We start from the raw sequence: 18,150 nt of genomic DNA on the forward strand, positions 1-18,150 counted from the left end.
ACACGGTGGTATCTGTGACGAAGGAGGAGGGGGGATCCATGGGGGACCACGAGATCCGCATCGCGCTGGTACTGAACGGGGGCGTCAGTCTGGCGGTCTGGATGGGCGGTGTCACACACGAGCTCGACCTGATCCGCCGGGCTTCGGCCGACACCGCGTTGCCACCGTCGCAGCCGTACGACGAGGTGCTGGCGGCACGGTGGAAGGAGTTGTGCCGGCGCGGAACCGATCGACGCCGGCTGGTCGTCGACGTGATCGCGGGGACGAGTGCCGGCGGGTTGAACGGCTCGCTGCTGGCGACCGCGATCTCGCACGGCTCGACCCTGGACCCGGGCAGCGAAGGCGACGACGGACCCTGGCTGCGGCAGAAGTGGGTCCGGCTCGGATCGCTGGAGGTCGGCAAGCTGGTCCCGGCCGCGGGCAAGCCGTCCACGTCCGTGCTCGACGGCAACTACTTCCTCAAGGAGCTGAACTCGCTGCTCGAGGACGTCGCCGGGGCAGGGGAGACGGGGATCTCCGAACCGGTCACGTTGTTCGTCACCGCGTCCGGGTTGGGCGTGCAGCAGTTCGAGGCGAAGGACGCGGCTGGCCAGCGGTTCGTCGTACCGGACCATCGGTACCTGTTCGGGTTCACCAGCGAGCAGACGGCCAGGTACGACCGGGGTACGCGATCGTTCTCGGTGTCGGAGACGAACGGGCTGGAGGACACCAAGCTGCTCGCCCGGGCGGCCCGCGCGTCGGCCTCGTTCCCGGCGGCCTTCGGACCGGTCCTGGAGACGCCCCGGATGGCCGCGTCCCCGCCTCGGTTGCAGCCCGGCCAGGCCGAGTCCGGTGCGTGGCTCGTCGACGGCGGCGTCCTGGACAACGCGCCGTTCGGGCCGGTCCTCGACGTGGTCGCACGGCGCCCCGTGTCCGGCCGGGCCAGCCGGTACGTGCTGTACGTGGTCCCGTCGGCCGGGATCGGGCTGGCCGAGACCAAGTTGCCGGACGCCACCGAACCGGGGTGGCAGGTCGCGGCGTTGTCGGCGGTGCAGTTCCCGCGGGAGGTGGACTTCCGGTCCGACGTCGAACAGCTCGAGCGGCTGCTGCTGGAAGCGGACGCGTCCTGGTCCGACACCCAGCGCCTCTTCGACCGTTGCCTAGCGCAACCAACAGAACGTGGGCCGTTGCACGAGGCCGCGGTGCTGCTGCAGCCCGTGTACTCGCGGGGCCGCGCGGCCGGGGGCGTGTGGGAGGCGGTGACGATCGCGACCCACGACCAGGCGACCGTCCTGGAACCGGCCACCGCGTTGTCGGAGACCGAGGTGGACGAGATCCTCGCCACCGAGCACCCGTGGGTCCCGAACCCGGACGGATCGACGGCGCCGTTGCGACCGAACGATCAGGGCGACCAGTGCTGGCCGTGGGGAACTGGTGCCGCGGAACGCGTCGTACGGCTCATCCTGCGCTCGTTGCGGACCCAGATCGACAACGCGGACCAGGCGGACCGGCCGATCCTGGAGCAGCGGTTGATCGCGGCGAGCGACGCACTGCAACGGGTCCAGGCGGTGCGGGACGCGCTGTCGGCGGAGCTGGCCGAGGCGGATCTCGACCTCCGGCCCGCCGGTGGTGCCGAGGCGGTCGCGGTCGGGCTGAACGACATCTTCGAGAAGCTCCACGTCCAGCGGGCGCTCGGGGCCGAGTTCGCGGCGTTGATCACCGCGATCGGCCCGGTGATGGTGGAGACCGCGCTGGAGGTGGAGATCGTCTCCCGCTGTACGTCCGCTCGGACGCCGCAGCAACGCAGCGCGCCGTTCCAGTTCCTTCGGCTCGGCCCCGACATTCCGTTGCGGCTGCTGGACGACCTGCCCGAGGGCTCGATCGCGAACGACCTCAAGGACCGGATCCTGTACGGCACCCAGGTCGGCCACTTCGGCGCGTTCGGGGCCGCGGACTGGCGGAAATGGGACTGGTTGATGGGCCGGCTGCACTGCGTCGCCCACCTCGGCGCGATGCTCGGCGCGGACCCGGACTGGATCCGCGAGACCCAGCGGCAGGTCCTCGAGGCGGAGAACTGGACCGCCGACAAGGTCGCCCGGCACGTCCGCAAACTGGCCGGCGACTTCCCGGTCGAGGCCGGGCTCGGCGCTCTCACGACGATGCGCGACGAGCTGAACCAGTCGAAGGAGGGCCGCGCGACGACGAAGGGCCTGGCCGATCGGATGATCGAGGTGTCCGGCGGACTCGGCCCGCAGGTCGGCGACTGGGTCAAGGCGGCGGCCGCCCGGAAGAACCAGCCGCGGCCGTGGATCCTCCGGAGCGTGCGGTGGTTCGCCAAGCCGATCCGGGAGAGCGTGTGGAACCGGCTGGTCCGCGGTGCCGAACTCGGTGACACCAAGCGGCCCTTGCTCTTCCAGCAGTGGTTGCCGGCCGCCGCACTCGGGGTCGCCGTGATCCTGCTGGTCGTTGCCGGGGTGGTCGGGTCGACGGCCGTGACGCTGATCGCTGCGTTGCTGGCCGGCCTGGTGCTGGCGGTCGGCGCCGCGTTGTTCGTGCTCGGGTGGTCCGTGCGACGGACGCGGCGCCGGATCCTGCGGTGGGTGGAGCAGCGGATGCCGCCGATCAGCCCGCCCCGCCAGCAGTAGACCTCAGTCGTTGGTGACGAAGTCGATCAGCTCCTCGACCCGGCCGAGCAGGGCCGGGTCGAGATCGGCGAACGAGTTCACCTTGGACAGGATGTGCTTCCACGCGGCCGCGACGTCGGCCTGGTCCGACGCGGGCCAGCCGAAGGTGCGCAGGACGCCCTTCTTCCAGTCCTCGCCGTGCGGGATCTTCGGCCAGGCGTTGATGCCGACCGACTTCGGCTTGACCGCTTCCCAGATGTCGATGAACGGGTGCCCGACCACGAGCACGTGCGCACCGGTGACCTGGGCCGCGATCCGGGACTCCTTCGACCCCTCGACCAGGTGGTCGACGAGGACCCCGAGCTTGCGCCCCGGCCCTGGCTGGAACCGGTTCACGATCGCGGGCAGGTCGTCGACCCCTTCGAGGTACTCGACCACGACGCCCTCGATCCGTAGGTCGTCGCCCCAGACCCGCTCGACCAGCTCGGCGTCGTGCCGGCCCTCGACGTAGATCCGGCTGGCCCGCGCGACCCGGGCCCGGACGTTGTCCACGGCCACCGAGCCGGATGCGGTCCGCGTCTTCTTGGCGGGCGCGGCCTTCTTCGGCGGTTGCAGCGACACCGGCTTCCCGTCGATCCAGAACCCGGGCCCCATCGGGTACGACCGCACCCGCCCGTGCCGGTCCTCGAGGTGCACCACCCCGTGCTCCCACCGGACCACGGCCCCGACGAACCCCGAGGACGGCTCCTCGACCACCATCCCCTTCGCGATCTCCACGTCGACGGTCCGCCCGTTCTTGGGCTTCCGCCAGTCCCCGGCCAGCACGTCGTTCCCATACCGATCAGCCACCCCCAAACCGTAATCCGCCGGCCGGCCCCACCAGCCCCGACCCGCGGGTCATGCCTTGAGGACCGCCACGCCGGACGCCTGGATCGCGGCGTCACGGGTGACCAGGGTGAGGTTCTCGGTCTGGGCTTGAGCGATCAGCATGCGGTCGAACGGGTCCCGGTGCAGTAGCGGCAGCCGACCCGCGCGGCTCGCGTGCTGGTACCGGATCGGGAGTTCGGCCACCCCGCTGTCCCGAACGACGTCGGGAAACGCGCGGGGGACCGTCAGCTTGCCCGCTTCGGCTTTGATCGAGACCTCCCAGACCGTCGCGGCGCTGACGTACACCTCCAGCTCGGTGTCGATGCGTTCCTTCACGTCGTCCGAGAGTTCGGTGCTGTCCGCCAGCCACCACAGCAGGACATGGGTGTCCAGCAGGAGCCGGTCCGCGTCTGTCGCCGGCGTCACGACGGCAGGCCGAAGTCGTCGGCGATCGATGCGTTGGTCTCCGGGCTGTCCCAGTCCTCGGCGAAGCTGATCCGTCCGGACAACGCGCCGCGTCCGGAGCGCCGCACCGTGGCCGGTAGCGGGATCACCTTCGCCACCGGCCGGCCGGCGCGGCTGATGATGACTTCCTCGCCGTGCTCGACGCGCTCGATGATGCGCGACAGCTGAGTCTTCGCCTCGTGCATGTTGTACTGCGCCGCTGCCTCGCCCACCCGAACCTCCTCCGATTAGTCTACTTAGCTAACCGTAGAACGGTTCGCGTGCGGATCACAAGCGCAGCCGCACCCCAGGACTCAGGCGCGGGTCATGGTGGAGGAGTAGCCGCCGCCTCCGGGGTAGGTCCAGGCGCCTTCCACGGTGGTGCCGTCGGGGCTGAAGGTGCCTTCGTAGTACGCCGGGCTGCCTTTGGCGCCGGCCCAGATCGTCAGGGTTTCACCGGTGAGGTCGTACACGTAGTCGAAGGTGTTGCCCTGGGAGTCGTAGAACCGGGACGCCACGTCCGTCCCGACGGGCTCGCCGAACGGGTGCAGGTGGCCGATGATCTCCAGGCCGCTCACCTTCGTCCCGTACTGCGTCAGCTCGACGTGCTGGTACAGGAAGTAGCCGCCCTGCATCCACTCGTACCGGACGGTGCCCTCGGCGCCTCCGCTCACGGTCCACGTACCGACGAGCCGGTCGAGCGCCCGCACGGCGTCGGTCGGCGGCTCGGTCGCGCCGTAGGACATGCCCTGGTCGGCGCACTCGTCCGCGATCGTCTGCTGGTTCTCGGTGTGGTTCATCGTGCTGCTCCTCGGTCGGTCGTCCGCGGTCCCTGATGGCCGCGTTCACCGTCACCTCGGAGCCGCGGCCGGGATTTCCACATCGGCCGCACTGTGATCCAGGTCACGCCCGAGTGATGTCAAAGCCGGCAGCCGCCGACCGAGGTAGCGGTGTTCGGACCCAACTCGTCCTGAGGAGGACAAGATGGCTTCACTCGCCACCACCACCGACCGCGACACGACGCAGTCCGCCGTACGGCCGTCGACCCGGCACCTGCTCACGGCCGCCGCGCTCGCGGGCCCGCTCTTCTTCACCTCCGCGGCCGCGCAGGGACTCACCCGGGACGGCTTCGATCTCCGGATCCACCCGATCAGCCAGCTCGCGACCGGCGACCTCGGCTGGATCCAGATGGCGACCTTCGTCCTGGCCGGCTCCGGTGTGGTCGCGTTGGCTGTCGCGTACCGGCGACTCGTGACCGAAGGCGTCGGACGGCGCCTCGTCCCGCTCCTCCTGACCGTCTTCGGCGCCGGGCTGATCCTGGCGGGCCTGTTCGTGATGGACCCGCAGCACGGGTTCCCGATCGGTACCCCGGACGGTCCCGCCGCCGCGATGTCGTGGAACGGCATCGTCCACTCCGCCGCGGCCGCGATCGCCTTCACCGCGTTGGCAGTCGCCTGCATCGCCCTGGTGGTCCGCTGCGTACGCCGTCGCCAGGTCGCCGCCGCTGTCGGTCATGGGGTTGTCGCCGTCGTTCTGCTGGTACCGATGCCGTCGGTCCCGATCAGCCTGCAGATCGCGTTCACGGGGCTGATCGCGTTCACCTGGACCACGGTCACGGCGCTCCGGCTTCGGCGCCGGTCCTGACCACGTCCCGCTCGTATCGTTGTCGACAATCTGAATCGGAGGACGACCATGAAGTTTCTCCTGCTCGGCTACACACCCGCGGCCGCCTGGGATGCCGAAACCGCCGACGTACCGTCCGAGGAGGCGGTGGCCGCGTTCGCGACGTACCAGCAGTTCGAGGCGGAGCTGCGGGCGACCGGCGAGTTCGTCAGTACCGAGGGGCTCGGTCACCCGGCGATGTCCAGGACCGTGCGGAAGTCCGACGGCGCCGTGGTTGCGACCGACGGCCCGTTCGCCGAACTGAAGGAAGTGCTCGCCAGCTTCGCCGTGATCGACTGCGTCAGCCTGGACCGCGCGACCGACATCGTCACCCGGATCGTGGAGATCCTCGGTGAGCCGATCGAGATCCGGCCGGTGATGTGCGACGAGTTCGGGGCCTGAGGCGCGAGCGTCGTGGGAGCCGCTGCCGAGCAAACCATCGAGGACCTGCTGCGTACCGAGGCGCCGCAGGTACTCGGTGCGTTGGTGCGGAGGTTCAGCCGGTTCGACATCGCGGAGGACGCGGTCCAGGAGGCGCTGCTGGTCGCGAGCCGGCGATGGCCGGTCGAGGGGATCCCGGTGGGGCCGCGGAGCTGGCTGATCCGCGTCGCCTATCGCCGGATGATCGACATGGTCCGCTCGGAGCAGTCCGCGCGACGCCGTGAAGAGGAAGCCGGGCTCGCCGATCCCGCCGTCCTCGATCCGTCCGCCCCGGAGCCGGGGGTGATGGACCAGGACGACAGCCTGCTGCTCCTGTTGCTCTGTTGCCACCCCACGCTCAGCCCGACGTCCCAGGTCGCGTTGACCCTGCGCGCGGTCGGCGGACTCACGACAGGGGAGATCGCGCACGCGTATGGATCCGCCGAGTCGTCGATGGGGACCAGGATCAGCCGGGCGAAGCAGCGCCTGAAGGAGTCCGGCGCCCGCTTCGTACCACCGGATCCGGCCGAGCTCCCGGCCCGGCTCGAGGCGGTCATGCAGGTGCTCTACCTGATCTTCAACGAGGGCTACACGGCGACCGCGGGGCGCCGGCTGGAACGGGTGGAGCTCACCGAGGAGGCGATCCGGATCACCCGGATGCTGTCCAGCGCGCGCCCGGACGATGCCGAGGTGGCCGGCCTGCTCGCGCTCATGCTGCTCGCCCAGTCCCGGCGTACTGCGCGGACCGGCGACGAGGCGGAGCTGATTCTGCTCGAGGACCAGGACCGTTCCGCGTGGGACCAGGAGCTCATCGCCGAGGGAGTCACGCTGATCGAGTCCGCCTGGAAGCAGCGGGAGGTCGGGCCGTACCAGCTGCAGGCCGCGATCGCCGCGGTCCACGCTCAAGCGCCGACTGCGGATGAGACGGACTGGCCGCAGATCGCGGGGCTCTACCTCTGGCTCGAACGCCTCACGCCGACATCGCCGATCAGCCTGAGCCGAGTCGTCGCGGTGTCCAAGGCGTACGGGGCGCAACGCGGGCTGGCCCTGCTCGACGATCTGGAGCGCACGTACCGGTTCTCGGAGAACCCGCTGACCCGCCAACGTGAGCTGTCAGTGCGGGCGCATCTGCTGGAGTCCGTCGGGGATCGACCGGGTGCGCAGGCGGCGTACCGAGCGGCTGCGGAGCTCACCGAGAACGAGGCGGAACAGCGCTATCTGCAGGGCCGAGCGGCCGCGATCCAGCCCGATGAACCGGCCAGGTGAAACCAATTTGGACGGACGGTGGAATCTGTGTAAGGTTCTTCTTGTTGGAGCGAGGCGCAGGACGCGAAAGCGGCCGGCTGCTCCAGCAAAACCCTGGAAGTCCTGGTCGCTGGAACACGCCCTGTAGTGGGTTTCAGTCACTGAGTCACGCCGGGGGCTGGTTCTGGAAAGGCCGATTTGACCGGCTGGGATGGGATCAGTAAGGTTTACCGAGTTGCCCCAGGGCTTCAAGCGGGAGTTTGAAGCGCGGTGTGCGCCCGATTTTTGAGAACTCAACAGCGTGCCGAAAGTCAATGCCGAAAGATGCATTAACCCCGTTCACAGGCATTGGATGATTTCTGACTCCCCTAGTCTTTTCGAGATTTTGGGTGTTGGGTTGTCTGTTGTGCTGTGGCGGATTCCTTTGAAATATTGATTCAAGTCAGTTTGATTGTTTCTGATTCAAGGGATCTACTCGATGTCGACTCACCACTTTGTGGTTTGTCATATTTTTCAACGGAGAGTTTGATCCTGGCTCAGGACGAACGCTGGCGGCGTGCTTAACACATGCAAGTCGAGCGGTAAGGCCCCTTCGGGGGTACACGAGCGGCGAACGGGTGAGTAACACGTGAGCAACCTACCTCCAACTCTGGGATAAGCCCGGGAAACCGGGTCTAATACCGGATATCACCAATTTCTTCATGGTTTTTGGTTGAAAGTTCTGGCGGTTGGGGATGGGCTCGCGGCCTATCAGCTTGTTGGTGGGGTAATGGCCTACCAAGGCGTCGACGGGTAGCCGGCCTGAGAGGGCGACCGGCCACACTGGGACTGAGACACGGCCCAGACTCCTACGGGAGGCAGCAGTGGGGAATATTGCGCAATGGGCGAAAGCCTGACGCAGCAACGCCGCGTGAGGGATGACGGCCTTCGGGTTGTAAACCTCTTTCAGCAGGGACGAAGCGAGAGTGACGGTACCTGCAGAAGAAGGACCGGCCAACTACGTGCCAGCAGCCGCGGTAATACGTAGGGTCCGAGCGTTGTCCGGAATTATTGGGCGTAAAGGGCTCGTAGGCGGTTCGTCACGTCGGGAGTGAAAACTCGGAGCTTAACTCCGAGCCTGCTTCCGATACGGGCAGACTAGAGGTAGGCAGGGGAGAGCGGAACTCCTGGTGTAGCGGTGGAATGCGCAGATATCAGGAAGAACACCGGTGGCGAAGGCGGCTCTCTGGGCCTTACCTGACGCTGAGGAGCGAAAGCGTGGGTAGCGAACAGGATTAGATACCCTGGTAGTCCACGCCGTAAACGTTGGGCGCTAGGTGTGGGGGACATTCCACGTCCTCCGTGCCGCAGCTAACGCATTAAGCGCCCCGCCTGGGGAGTACGGCCGCAAGGCTAAAACTCAAAGGAATTGACGGGGGCCCGCACAAGCGGCGGAGCATGCGGATTAATTCGATGCAACGCGAAGAACCTTACCTGGGTTTGACATATAGGGAAATCTCCCAGAGATGGGAGGTCCGTAAGGGTCCTATACAGGTGGTGCATGGCTGTCGTCAGCTCGTGTCGTGAGATGTTGGGTTAAGTCCCGCAACGAGCGCAACCCTCGTCCTATGTTGCCAGCACGTTATGGTGGGGACTCATAGGAGACTGCCGGGGTCAACTCGGAGGAAGGTGGGGATGACGTCAAGTCATCATGCCCCTTATGTCCAGGGCTTCACGCATGCTACAATGGCCGGTACAAAGGGCTGCGAAACTGTAAGGTGGAGCGAATCCCAAAAAGCCGGTCTCAGTTCGGATTGGGGTCTGCAACTCGACCCCATGAAGTCGGAGTCGCTAGTAATCGCAGATCAGCAACGCTGCGGTGAATACGTTCCCGGGCCTTGTACACACCGCCCGTCACGTCATGAAAGTCGGCAACACCCGAAGCCGGTGGCCTAACCCCTTGTGGGAGGGAGCCGTCGAAGGTGGGGCTGGCGATTAGGACGAAGTCGTAACAAGGTAGCCGTACCGGAAGGTGCGGCTGGATCACCTCCTTTCTAAGGAGCATTTGGCACTGGTTCCCGTAAGGGGCTGGTGTCTACAGGTCGTTTCTCGAGCGAGTGTCTCGGGGCGGCCGTGCTTCGGAATGTGGAACATTGACCATTAGATTCGGACCGATGCTGGGTGTCGTTAGTACTGCTCTTTTGTGAGCGTGGAACGCGGTGGCTGGTGGAGGAATGTTTCGAGGCGCGCTGTTGGGTCCTGAGAAATCGGGCCGCCCTGGAGAAGCGAGTTTTTTCTTCTTGGGTGGACGGTTTTTCTGGGTCGCAACCAACCGGGACCGTTGGGTTCGGGGTTGGTGTGTGGCTGGGGCCGGCTCTCACCAGACTGCCAGGTGTTCTTGGTTAGTGGTGGTTTCAGGGTCGGTTTTCCTGCCCGTATTTTGAGAACTGTATAGTGGACGCGAGCATCTCTTTGTAGTGTTTTGTTGTTTTTTTGTGACAAGCTACTAAGGGCAATCGGTGGATGTCTTGGCACCAAGAGCCGATGAAGGACGTAGGAGCCTGCGATAAGCCCCGGGGAGTTGGCAACCAAGCTGTGATCCGGGGGTGTCCGAATGGGGAAACCCAGCTGGCATTCTAAAGCCAGTTACCAGTGCCTGAACACATAGGGTTCTGGAGGGAACGCGGGGAAGTGAAACATCTCAGTACCCGCAGGAAGAGAAAACAATTGTGATTCCGTGAGTAGTGGCGAGCGAAAGCGGATGAGGCTAAACCATGTGCGTGTGATAGCCGGCGTGCGTTGCGTATGTGGGGTTGTGGGAGCATTCTGGGCCTAATGCCGTGGGTCCGAAGAGTTATAAATCATCGTTGAAGTCGAATCTTCTGGAATGTTGAGCCGTAGTGGGTAATGGCCCCGTAGGCGTAAGACGGTGACTCTTGAGTGTTTTCCCGAGTAGCACGGGACTCTTGAAATCTTGTGTGAATCTGGCGGGACCACCCGCTAAGCCTAAATACTTCTTGGTGACCGATAGCGGACTAGTACCGTGAGGGAAAGATGAAAAGTACCCCGGGAGGGGAGTGAAATAGTACCTGAAACCGGTTGCCTACAATCCGTCGGAGCATGCCTTTGGGTGTGTGACGGCGTGCCTTTTGAAGAATGAGCCTGCGAGTTAGTGGTATGTGGCGAGGTTAACCCGTGTGGGGTAGCCGTAGCGAAAGCGAGTCTGAATAGGGCGTTTGAGTCGCATGCTCTAGACCCGAAGCGGAGTGATCTATCCATGGGCAGGTTGAAGCGCGGGTAAGACCGCGTGGAGGACCGAACCCACCAGGGTTGAAAACCTGGGGGATGACCTGTGGATAGGGGTGAAAGGCCAATCAAACTCCGTGATAGCTGGTTCTCCCCGAAATGCATATAGGTGCAGCGTCGTGTGTTTCTTACCGGAGGTAGAGCACTGGATGGTCTAGGGGGCTTACCGGCTTACCGAAATCAGCCAAACTCCGAATGCCGGTAAGTGAGAGCGCGGCAGTGAGACTGCGGGGGATAAGCTCCGTAGTCGAGAGGGAAACAGCCCAGATCACCAGCTAAGGCCCCTAAGCGATTGCTAAGTGGAAAAGGATGTGGAGTTGCCCAGACAACCAGGAGGTTGGCTTAGAAGCAGCCACCCTTGAAAGAGTGCGTAATAGCTCACTGGTCAAGTGATTCCGCGCCGACAATGTAGCGGGGCTCAAGCAATCCGCCGAAGCTGTGGCATTCACACTTGTACCCGGCCTCACTTTCGGGTGTGGTCCAGGTGTGTGGATGGGTAGGGGAGCGTCGTGCAGCGTGTGAAGCAGCCTAGTGATGGAGTTGTGGATGCTGCACGAGTGAGAATGCAGGCATGAGTAGCGAATGACGGGTGAGAAACCCGTCCGCCGGATGATCAAGGGTTCCAGGGTCAAGCTAATCTGCCCTGGGTAAGTCGGGACCTAAGGCGAGGCCGACAGGCGTAGTCGATGGACAACGGGTTGATATTCCCGTACCGGCATTAACACGACCCGGCCGAACCCGCTGATGCTAAGAAACTGAATCCGTAAGGCCTTCGGGCTGCGTGGTGGAGGTTTTGACCCGAGGTGGTAGTAGGTGCACTGAGGAGTGACGCAGGAGGGTAGTCCAACCGCGGCGATGGTAGGCGCAAGCTGATCCGCGGGCAAGGTGGTAGGGCGAGGCATAGGCAAATCCGTGTCTCATATAGCCTGAGAGCCGAGGCGGACCCGTTCAGGGGAAGTGGATGATCCCATGCTGCCGAGAAAAACTTCGCAGTGAGTGTTAGAGCCGCCCGTACCCCAAACCGACACAGGTGATCAGGTAGAGAATACCAAGGCGATCGAGTGAACCATGGTTAAGGAACTCGGCAAAATGCCCCCGTAACTTCGGGAGAAGGGGGGCCTGATACGTGAGGCCACTTGCTGGCCGAGGCGTTGATGGCCGCAGAGACCAGGCCCAAGCGACTGTTTACTAAAAACACAGGTCCGTGCGAAGAAGTAATTCGATGTATACGGACTGACGCCTGCCCGGTGCTGGAACGTTAAGGGGACAGGTTAGTCGGTTTCGGCCGGCGAAGCTTTGAACTTAAGCGCCAGTAAACGGCGGTGGTAACTATAACCATCCTAAGGTAGCGAAATTCCTTGTCGGGTAAGTTCCGACCTGCACGAATGGCGTAACGACTTGGGCGCTGTCTCAACCATGGACTCGGCGAAATTGCATTACGAGTAAAGATGCTCGTTACGCGCAGCAGGACGGAAAGACCCCGGGACCTTTACTACAACTTGGTATTGGTGGTCGGTACAACTTGTGTAGGATAGGTGGGAGACTGTGAAGCTCGGACGCCAGTTCGGGTGGAGTCATCGTTGAAATACCACTCTGGTTGTTCTGGCTGTCTAACTTAGGTCCGTTATCCGGATCAGGGACAGTGCCTGGTGGGTAGTTTGACTGGGGCGGTCGCCTCCTAAAAGGTAACGGAGGCGCTCAAAGGTTCCCTCAGCCTGGTTGGCAATCAGGTGTCGAGTGTAAGTGCACAAGGGAGCTTGACTGTGAGACAGACATGTCGAGCAGGGACGAAAGTCGGAACTAGTGATCCGGCGGTGGCATGTGGGAGCACCGTCGCTCAACGGATAAAAGGTACCCCGGGGATAACAGGCTGATCTTCCCCAAGAGTCCATATCGACGGGATGGTTTGGCACCTCGATGTCGGCTCGTCGCATCCTGGGGCTGGAGTAGGTCCCAAGGGTTGGGCTGTTCGCCCATTAAAGCGGCACGCGAGCTGGGTTTAGAACGTCGTGAGACAGTTCGGTCCCTATCCGCTGCGCGCGCAGGAGACTTGAGAAGGGCTGCCCCTAGTACGAGAGGACCGGGGTGGACGAACCTCTGGTGTGCCAGTTGTTCCGCCAGGAGCACGGCTGGTTGGCTACGTTCGGGAGTGATAACCGCTGAAAGCATCTAAGCGGGAAGCACGCTTCAAGATGAGGTCTCCCACCGAGTTAATCGGGTAAGGCCCCCAGTAGACCACTGGGTTGATAGGCCAGAAGTGGAAGCACGGCAACGTGTGGAGCTGACTGGTACTAATAGGCCGAGGGCTTGTCACACACACCCACCTGGGTGTTTGAGTCTCAACAAAACGTCAAGCTGCGATACGAGTTGTTCGCGTTCACTGTACGGTTCCCGGAATACGGTCAGAACCACGTACCAGCACTGGCTGGTACTCGTGTGGTTGTGGTTGATATTTCTATAGAGTTTCGGTGGCCATAGCGTCGGGGAAACACCCAGTCTCCATTCCGAACCTGGAAGTTAAGCCCTTCAGCGCCGATGGTACTGCGATCGGGAGATCGTGGGAGAGTAGGACGTCGCCGGACATTCACACTGTTAAGGGCCACCCCATCTCGGGGTGGCCCTTAACATATGTACAGGCAGATTCAGATGCCGGCTGTGGCCTGCGTCGTGGCCGTCGACCGGCGGGACGCGGGAAGCGTCAGCGCCAGGTACACGACGAACCCCGCGACCAGGCCGACCACCCACGAGTAGTCGTACAACGGCTGCAAGAACGGAATCAGCCCGTCCTCCGGGAACGGGCCAGCCCCCGGCGCCGAGTACGCCCCGCCAACGGCCAGTACGGACCCGAGAGCGGTCGCCACCACAGCTCGCCAGTTCCAGCCCGCGTTGTACCAGTAGCGGCTCCCCGGCAGGTACAGCCCGGCCAGCTGGAGATTCGTCTTGTCGACGAACCAGTACCCCGCGATGAGTACACCCGCCACCGAGGCGAGCAGGCCGCCGTAGAACGAGAGCCAGACGAAGATGTAGATCGACGGGTCGGCGATCAACCGCCACGGCTGGATCACGATGCCGATGATCCCGGTGAGCAACCCGGCGGTCCGGAAGTTCAGGAACCGCGGCAGCGCGTTCGCGAAGTCGTACGACGGACTCACCACGTTCGCGGCAACGTTGCACGACATGGTCGCGAGAATCGCCATCACCAGACCGATCGTCACGACGACGGGACTCTCGAACTTGGTCGTCAGCTCGACCGGGTCCCAGATCGCGGAGCCGTAGACCAGCACGGTCCCGGACGTGGTGATGATCGAGACCAGGGCGATGAACGACATCGTCGTCGGCAGCCCGATGATCTGGCCGAGGATCTGCTGCCGTTGCCCTTTGCCGAACCGGGTGAAGTCGGGCATGTTCAGCGACAGCGTCGCCCAGAACGCGATCATCCCCATCAACGCCGGCGCGAAGATCTTCCAGAAGTCGGCGTCCCAGCCGAGCTTGGACGGCTGGTCCAGGATCGGGCCGAGTCCGCCGGCCTTCACCAGGATCGCGATCATCAGCGCCAGGAACGCGACCGTGACCAGCGGGGCCGCCCAGTTCTCGAACCGGCGCAACCCCTCGATGCCACGCCAGATCAGCCACATCTGCAGGGCCCAGAAGAACAGGAAGCTGAGCCACAGCGTCCACGGCTGCCCGCTGATCGTGGCCGCGTTGGACCAGCCGGATCCGGCCAGCTCGCCGACGATGGTGTAGATCGCCTGACCGCCGATCCAGGTCTGGATGCCGAACCACCCACACGCGATGAAGGCACGCAGCAAGGCCGGCAGGTTCGCCCCGCGGATCCCGTAGAAGGCGCGCGCGAACACCGGGAACGGGATGCCGTACTTCGTGCCCGCGTGGCTGTTCAGCAGCAGCGGGACGAGGACTATCAGGTTCCCGAGCGTGATCGTGAGGAACGCCTGCAGCCAGTTCATCCCGAGCGCTACCAGCCCGGACGCGAGCAGGTAGCTGGGGATGTTGTGCGCCATGCCCATCCACAGCGCGGTGTAGTTGTACGTCGTCCACTTGCGCTCGCTCATCCGGGTCGGAGCGAGCTCGGCATTGGCGTACCGGCTGTCCGCGATCGCGGCCCGGTCGGTCAGCTCGACGCGTCCGTCGGGGTGAACGGTCTGTTCCGTACCAGCCATCGGTCCCACCTCGTCCCCTCGCTGTGGCACTCGCGTTGCCAACAACGTGCGGGAAGCGGGATCACCGTGTCAACGGATCACGACTTTTGGTAGCAGCCCAATGGCTAGTCGTGTCCACCGAGCAGTGGCAGCGTCGGCCGGCGCGGCGTCCCGAGGACCTCGTATGCCCTGCGGATCGCGGTCGCCAGGTGCTCGACGGGCCACGGCCAGTCCTCGGTATGAGCGAGCGCCTGCTCGAGCGACGTACCCCCGTGGTGCAGACCGGAGATCGTGTTCGCGACCGTCCCGAGATCGCCGGCCTGGTCGCGGGCGAACTCGGCGTCCACCACGGCCCCGTGACCGGGGACCACCTTCGTGTCGGGCGACAGCATGCCGATCACCCGGTCGATCGTGTCCGGCCACTCGAGCGGGTACGAGTCGTCGCCGTACGACGGGGGAGCGGACTCCTCGACCAGGTCGCCGGCGAACAGCACGTCCACGTCCGGTACCACGGCCACCAGATCGCCGTCGGTGTGCGCGTTGCCCAGATGGAGCAGCTCGACCCGCCGGTCGCCGAGGTCGATCACCTTCGCCACCGCGAACGTGTTGCTCACGGCAACCAGCTCGGCGGCGGCCACGTCGGCCAGGACCGCCGGCGCGATCTCCGGGTACGCCGGGTCCGGGCCGGGGTTGTCGCGGTAGTGCTGCTGGAGAGCGGGACCACGGTCGGCGAGTGCGGCGGCCGCGTTCTCGTGGGCGTAGATCGCCGCGTCGGTGAAGACCGAGTTGCCGAAGGTGTGGTCGAAGTGCGCGTGCGTGTTGACCACCCAGCGCACCGGTACGTCCGTCACCTCGCCGAGGTGGGTCAGCACCTCGCGGGCCTGCTCGGTGGTGCCGCGGGTGTCGATCACCAGGGCGCCCTCGCTCCCGACGACCAGGCCGACGTTGACGTCCCACTCCGGGTACCGGCGGACCCAGCAGCGATCCCCGAGCTCGGTCCACTCACTCATGGCCCCGACCCTAACCGGCGCACCCCACTCCGCAACGCCCGCCCCCGCGGAAGCAGTCAGTTGGTCAGGACGTCGCCGCGTTCGATCTGGTCGCGCCGTACGTCGCTCAGCATCAGCCCGACGTTGTCGCCGGCCCGCGCCTCGTTCACCGTCTTGCGGAACATCTCCACCCCGGTGACCTGGAGCGCACCGAGCTGCTGCCCGGCCCGGCTGACGACGACCTGTTCGCCGACCCTGATCAGGCCGGAGGTGACCCGCCCGGTCACGACGGTCCCGCGCCCGGTGATCGTGAAGACGTCCTCGACCGTCAGCTGGAATCCGCCCGACGGTATGTCCTGCGGCCGGTGGACCGTGTCCTGCGGCCGCCGGCCGGGACCGTGCTGGGGCTCGGGACCGGCCTGCCGCGCCTGGGCCAGCAGCTGCTGTGGATCCATCGGGTTCGGCTCGCGCTTCCAGAACTTCCATCCCATGGTCGCCGACCTTAATGCGCATCCGGTCCCCGGCCGGATACGGACACCGTGGCAGGCACCGCCGGCAAGCCCTATCCACCGGCCGGAATCCCTCTTGCTGCCGGTTCCGGTGCCGCCTAGGGTCGCCTAGGCGGTTCCGACATTCATCCGATCTCTGCGAAGGGCGGACGGCGTGACGACACGACGGGCACTGGTGGTGCGGGGTGGCTGGGAAGGCCACGTCCCGGTCGAGGCGACCGACCTGTTCATCCCCTTCCTGCGGGACAACGGGTTCGAGGTCACCGTCTCCGGGAGCACCTCGAGCTACCTCGACCTGTCCGGGGTCGACCTCGTGGTGCAGTGCATCACCATGAGCGACATCGCGGACGAGGAACTGAAGGGCCTGGAAACCGCGGTCCGCGCCGGCACCGGGCTGGCCGGGTGGCACGGCGGCATCGCGGACTCGTTCCGGACCAAGGCCGACTACCACTTCATGACCGGCGGCCAGTTCGTCTCGCACCCGGGCGGATTCATCGACCACCGGATCTCGATCGTGTCGGACGACCCGATCGTGGCCGGTCTGGAGGACTTCGACCTGCACACCGAGCAGTACTACGTGCACGCGGACCCGACCAACACCGTGCTCGCCACCACGACCGTCCGGGCGCACCCCGACTACCCGTGGATCGACGGCGCCGTGATGCCGGCCGTCTGGACCCGGACCTGGGGCGACGGCAAGATCTTCGTCTGTACCCCGGGCCACAAGCTGGACGACCTGGAGACGCCGCAGGTCCGGACGATCATCGAGCGGGGGCTGCTGTGGGCGAGCAAGTGACCAAGATCGGGATCGTCGGCACCGGCGTCATCAGCGGTACGTACCTCGACCACCTCGGCAAGCTGCCCGGGGTCGAGGTCGTCGCGGTGGCCGACCTGGACGTGAGCCGGGCCCAGGCCGTCGCGGACAACCACCCGGGTGTCCGGGCCTTGTCATCCGACGACCTGCTGGCCGACCCGGCCGTCGACATCGTGCTCAACCTGACCATCCCGGCCGCCCACGCGCCCGTCCACGAGGCCGCGTTGCGGGCCGGTAAGCACGTGTACGGCGAGAAGCCGCTGGCCGTCGACCGGGCCGAGGCGGAGCCGCTGCTCAAGCTGGCGGCCGCGAACGACCTGCGGATCGGCTGCGCACCGGACACCGTGCTCGGGACCGGGACCCAGACCGCGCGGGCCGCGATCGACCGGGGCGACATCGGCGTACCGACCGCGGCGACCGCATCGTTCGTCACGCCGGGGCACGAGCTGTGGCACCCGGCGCCCGAGTTCTACTACCAAGCCGGCGGCGGTCCGCTGCTCGACATGGGGCCGTACTACGTCACCAGCCTGGTCACCCTGCTCGGTCCGGTCCGCCGGGTCACCGGTCGCGCCGGCCGGGCGCACCAGGAGCGCAAGGTCCACAAGGGGCCGCGGGCCGGGACCGTGTTCGGCGTCGACGTGCCGACCCACGTCACCGGCATCCTCGAGCACGAGTCGGGCGCGTTGACCACGGTGCTGATGTCGTTCGACATCTGGGCGGCCCGGCTGCCGCGGATCGAGGTGCACGGGACCGAGGGCAGCCTGTCGGTCCCGGACCCGAACGCGTTCGACGGCAAGGTCGAGCTGGCCACGGCCACCCAGCGTGACTGGACCGAACTCCCCGTGGCCGGCGGGTACGCCGGGGCCGGGCGGGGCGTCGGGGTCGCGGACATGGCCCGCGCGATCCGCACCGGCGGCAAGCACCGCGCGGACGGCGCGCTGGCCTACCACGTGCTCGACATCATGGAGTCGTTGCTCGAGTCGGCGGCCCAGGACCAGTCGCTGGACGTGGCGAGCACGGTCGACCGGCCGGCCGCCGTACCGTTGGGGGCGTCGCCCGACCTCGCCTGACACCTGGCCAGAGGACTGGGTCTGAGACCTGGCCCACGCCACGGTCCGGCCGTGCGAGTCGGTACGGCTCGGTAGACTGGCACTC

Annotated in this window: 13 protein-coding genes and 3 rRNA genes; 9 read left to right on the top strand and 7 right to left on the bottom strand. The window is 65.4% G+C overall.

Translation table 11 applies throughout. The features are described 5' to 3' along the window. Positions 1–38 precede the first annotated feature (38 nt). Positions 39–2,624: a DUF3376 domain-containing protein gene (locus tag FB561_RS20085; RefSeq protein ID WP_145808831.1), complete on the top strand. Its 2,586-nt coding sequence runs from the start codon at positions 39–41 to the stop codon at positions 2,622–2,624. Positions 2,625–2,627: 3 nt separating this feature from the next. Here FB561_RS20085 and FB561_RS20090 read toward each other — a convergent pair whose 3' ends face one another. The 4 genes from FB561_RS20090 to FB561_RS20105 form a co-directional block, all read right to left on the bottom strand. Beyond that, on the bottom strand, positions 2,628–3,452 hold the full coding sequence (locus FB561_RS20090; RefSeq protein WP_145808833.1) for a DUF3097 domain-containing protein: 825 nt from the start codon (positions 3,450–3,452) through the stop codon (positions 2,628–2,630). Positions 3,453–3,500: 48 nt separating this feature from the next. Beyond that, entirely contained in the window at positions 3,501–3,896 is a 396-nt protein-coding gene (locus FB561_RS20095; protein WP_145808835.1) for a type II toxin-antitoxin system VapC family toxin, read from the bottom strand. Continuing rightward, positions 3,893–4,147 (bottom strand): type II toxin-antitoxin system Phd/YefM family antitoxin, encoded by a 255-nt coding sequence (locus FB561_RS20100; RefSeq protein ID WP_145808837.1) that lies wholly within the window; start codon positions 4,145–4,147, stop codon positions 3,893–3,895. Before FB561_RS20100 ends, FB561_RS20095 begins: the two co-directional genes overlap by 4 nt. A gap of 81 nt (positions 4,148–4,228) precedes the next feature. Continuing rightward, complete coding sequence (locus FB561_RS20105) at positions 4,229–4,714, bottom strand: hypothetical protein (protein ID WP_238334923.1); 486 nt, start codon at positions 4,712–4,714, stop codon at positions 4,229–4,231. A 184-nt stretch (positions 4,715–4,898) separates the two neighbouring features. Here FB561_RS20105 and FB561_RS20110 point away from each other — a divergent pair, with 184 nt between their 5' ends. The 6 genes from FB561_RS20110 to rrf all read left to right on the top strand — a co-directional run bounded on the left by FB561_RS20110 (position 4,899) and on the right by rrf (position 13,108). Beyond that, positions 4,899–5,558, top strand: a complete 660-nt coding sequence (locus FB561_RS20110; RefSeq protein ID WP_145808839.1) for a DUF998 domain-containing protein — start codon at positions 4,899–4,901, stop codon at positions 5,556–5,558. 48 nt (positions 5,559–5,606) lie between these two features. Then, the gene (locus FB561_RS20115) at positions 5,607–5,978 is read left to right on the top strand and encodes a YciI family protein (protein WP_145808841.1); all 372 of its coding nucleotides are present in this window, start codon (positions 5,607–5,609) and stop codon (positions 5,976–5,978) included. 12 nt (positions 5,979–5,990) lie between these two features. Then, positions 5,991–7,262 carry an RNA polymerase sigma factor gene (locus FB561_RS20120; protein ID WP_145808843.1) on the top strand — a complete coding sequence of 424 codons (1,272 nt, stop codon included), beginning with the start codon at positions 5,991–5,993 and terminating at the stop codon, positions 7,260–7,262. 492 nt (positions 7,263–7,754) lie between these two features. Beyond that, positions 7,755–9,274 (top strand): 16S ribosomal RNA (locus tag FB561_RS20125). 442 nt (positions 9,275–9,716) lie between these two features. Further along, positions 9,717–12,841 (top strand): 23S ribosomal RNA (locus FB561_RS20130). A gap of 149 nt (positions 12,842–12,990) precedes the next feature. Continuing rightward, a 5S ribosomal RNA gene (rrf, locus tag FB561_RS20135) occupies positions 12,991–13,108 on the top strand. Together the 16S, 23S and 5S rRNA genes form the textbook arrangement of a ribosomal RNA operon. A gap of 60 nt (positions 13,109–13,168) precedes the next feature. On the opposite strand, the gene FB561_RS20140 is transcribed toward rrf, so the two are convergent. The 3 genes from FB561_RS20140 to FB561_RS20150 all read right to left on the bottom strand — a co-directional run bounded on the left by FB561_RS20140 (position 13,169) and on the right by FB561_RS20150 (position 16,163). Beyond that, complete coding sequence (locus tag FB561_RS20140; protein WP_145808845.1) at positions 13,169–14,704, bottom strand: NCS1 family nucleobase:cation symporter-1; 1,536 nt, start codon at positions 14,702–14,704, stop codon at positions 13,169–13,171. A 104-nt stretch (positions 14,705–14,808) separates the two neighbouring features. After that, positions 14,809–15,693, bottom strand: a complete 885-nt coding sequence (locus FB561_RS20145) for an MBL fold metallo-hydrolase (protein ID WP_145808847.1) — start codon at positions 15,691–15,693, stop codon at positions 14,809–14,811. 56 nt (positions 15,694–15,749) lie between these two features. Further along, entirely contained in the window at positions 15,750–16,163 is a 414-nt protein-coding gene (locus FB561_RS20150; protein ID WP_145808849.1) for an EF-Tu/IF-2/RF-3 family GTPase, read from the bottom strand. 172 nt (positions 16,164–16,335) lie between these two features. Between FB561_RS20150 and FB561_RS20155 the strand changes: the two genes are divergently transcribed. Together FB561_RS20155 and FB561_RS20160 are read left to right on the top strand one after the other, a co-directional pair. Then, complete coding sequence (locus tag FB561_RS20155) at positions 16,336–16,977, top strand: ThuA domain-containing protein (protein WP_238334924.1); 642 nt, start codon at positions 16,336–16,338, stop codon at positions 16,975–16,977. Continuing rightward, on the top strand, positions 16,974–18,065 hold the full coding sequence (locus tag FB561_RS20160) for a Gfo/Idh/MocA family protein (protein ID WP_238334925.1): 1,092 nt from the start codon (positions 16,974–16,976) through the stop codon (positions 18,063–18,065). Before FB561_RS20155 ends, FB561_RS20160 begins: the two co-directional genes overlap by 4 nt. Positions 18,066–18,150 lie beyond the last annotated feature (85 nt).

This window comes from Kribbella amoyensis (genome assembly GCF_007828865.1).
Taxonomy (GTDB): domain Bacteria; phylum Actinomycetota; class Actinomycetes; order Propionibacteriales; family Kribbellaceae; genus Kribbella; species Kribbella amoyensis.

Excerpts from the sequence above, each read along its gene's own strand:
- FB561_RS20085 (WP_145808831.1), top strand. The coding sequence starts at position 39 with ATGGGGGACCACGAGATCCGCATCGCGCTGGTACTGAACGGGGGCGTC.
- FB561_RS20105 (WP_238334923.1), bottom strand. The coding sequence starts at position 4,714 with ATGAACCACACCGAGAACCAGCAGACGATCGCGGACGAGTGCGCCGAC.
- FB561_RS20110 (WP_145808839.1), top strand. The coding sequence starts at position 4,899 with ATGGCTTCACTCGCCACCACCACCGACCGCGACACGACGCAGTCCGCC.
- FB561_RS20115 (WP_145808841.1), top strand. The coding sequence starts at position 5,607 with ATGAAGTTTCTCCTGCTCGGCTACACACCCGCGGCCGCCTGGGATGCC.
- FB561_RS20140 (WP_145808845.1), bottom strand. The coding sequence starts at position 14,704 with ATGGCTGGTACGGAACAGACCGTTCACCCCGACGGACGCGTCGAGCTG.
- FB561_RS20145 (WP_145808847.1), bottom strand. The coding sequence starts at position 15,693 with ATGAGTGAGTGGACCGAGCTCGGGGATCGCTGCTGGGTCCGCCGGTAC.
- FB561_RS20150 (WP_145808849.1), bottom strand. The coding sequence starts at position 16,163 with ATGGGATGGAAGTTCTGGAAGCGCGAGCCGAACCCGATGGATCCACAG.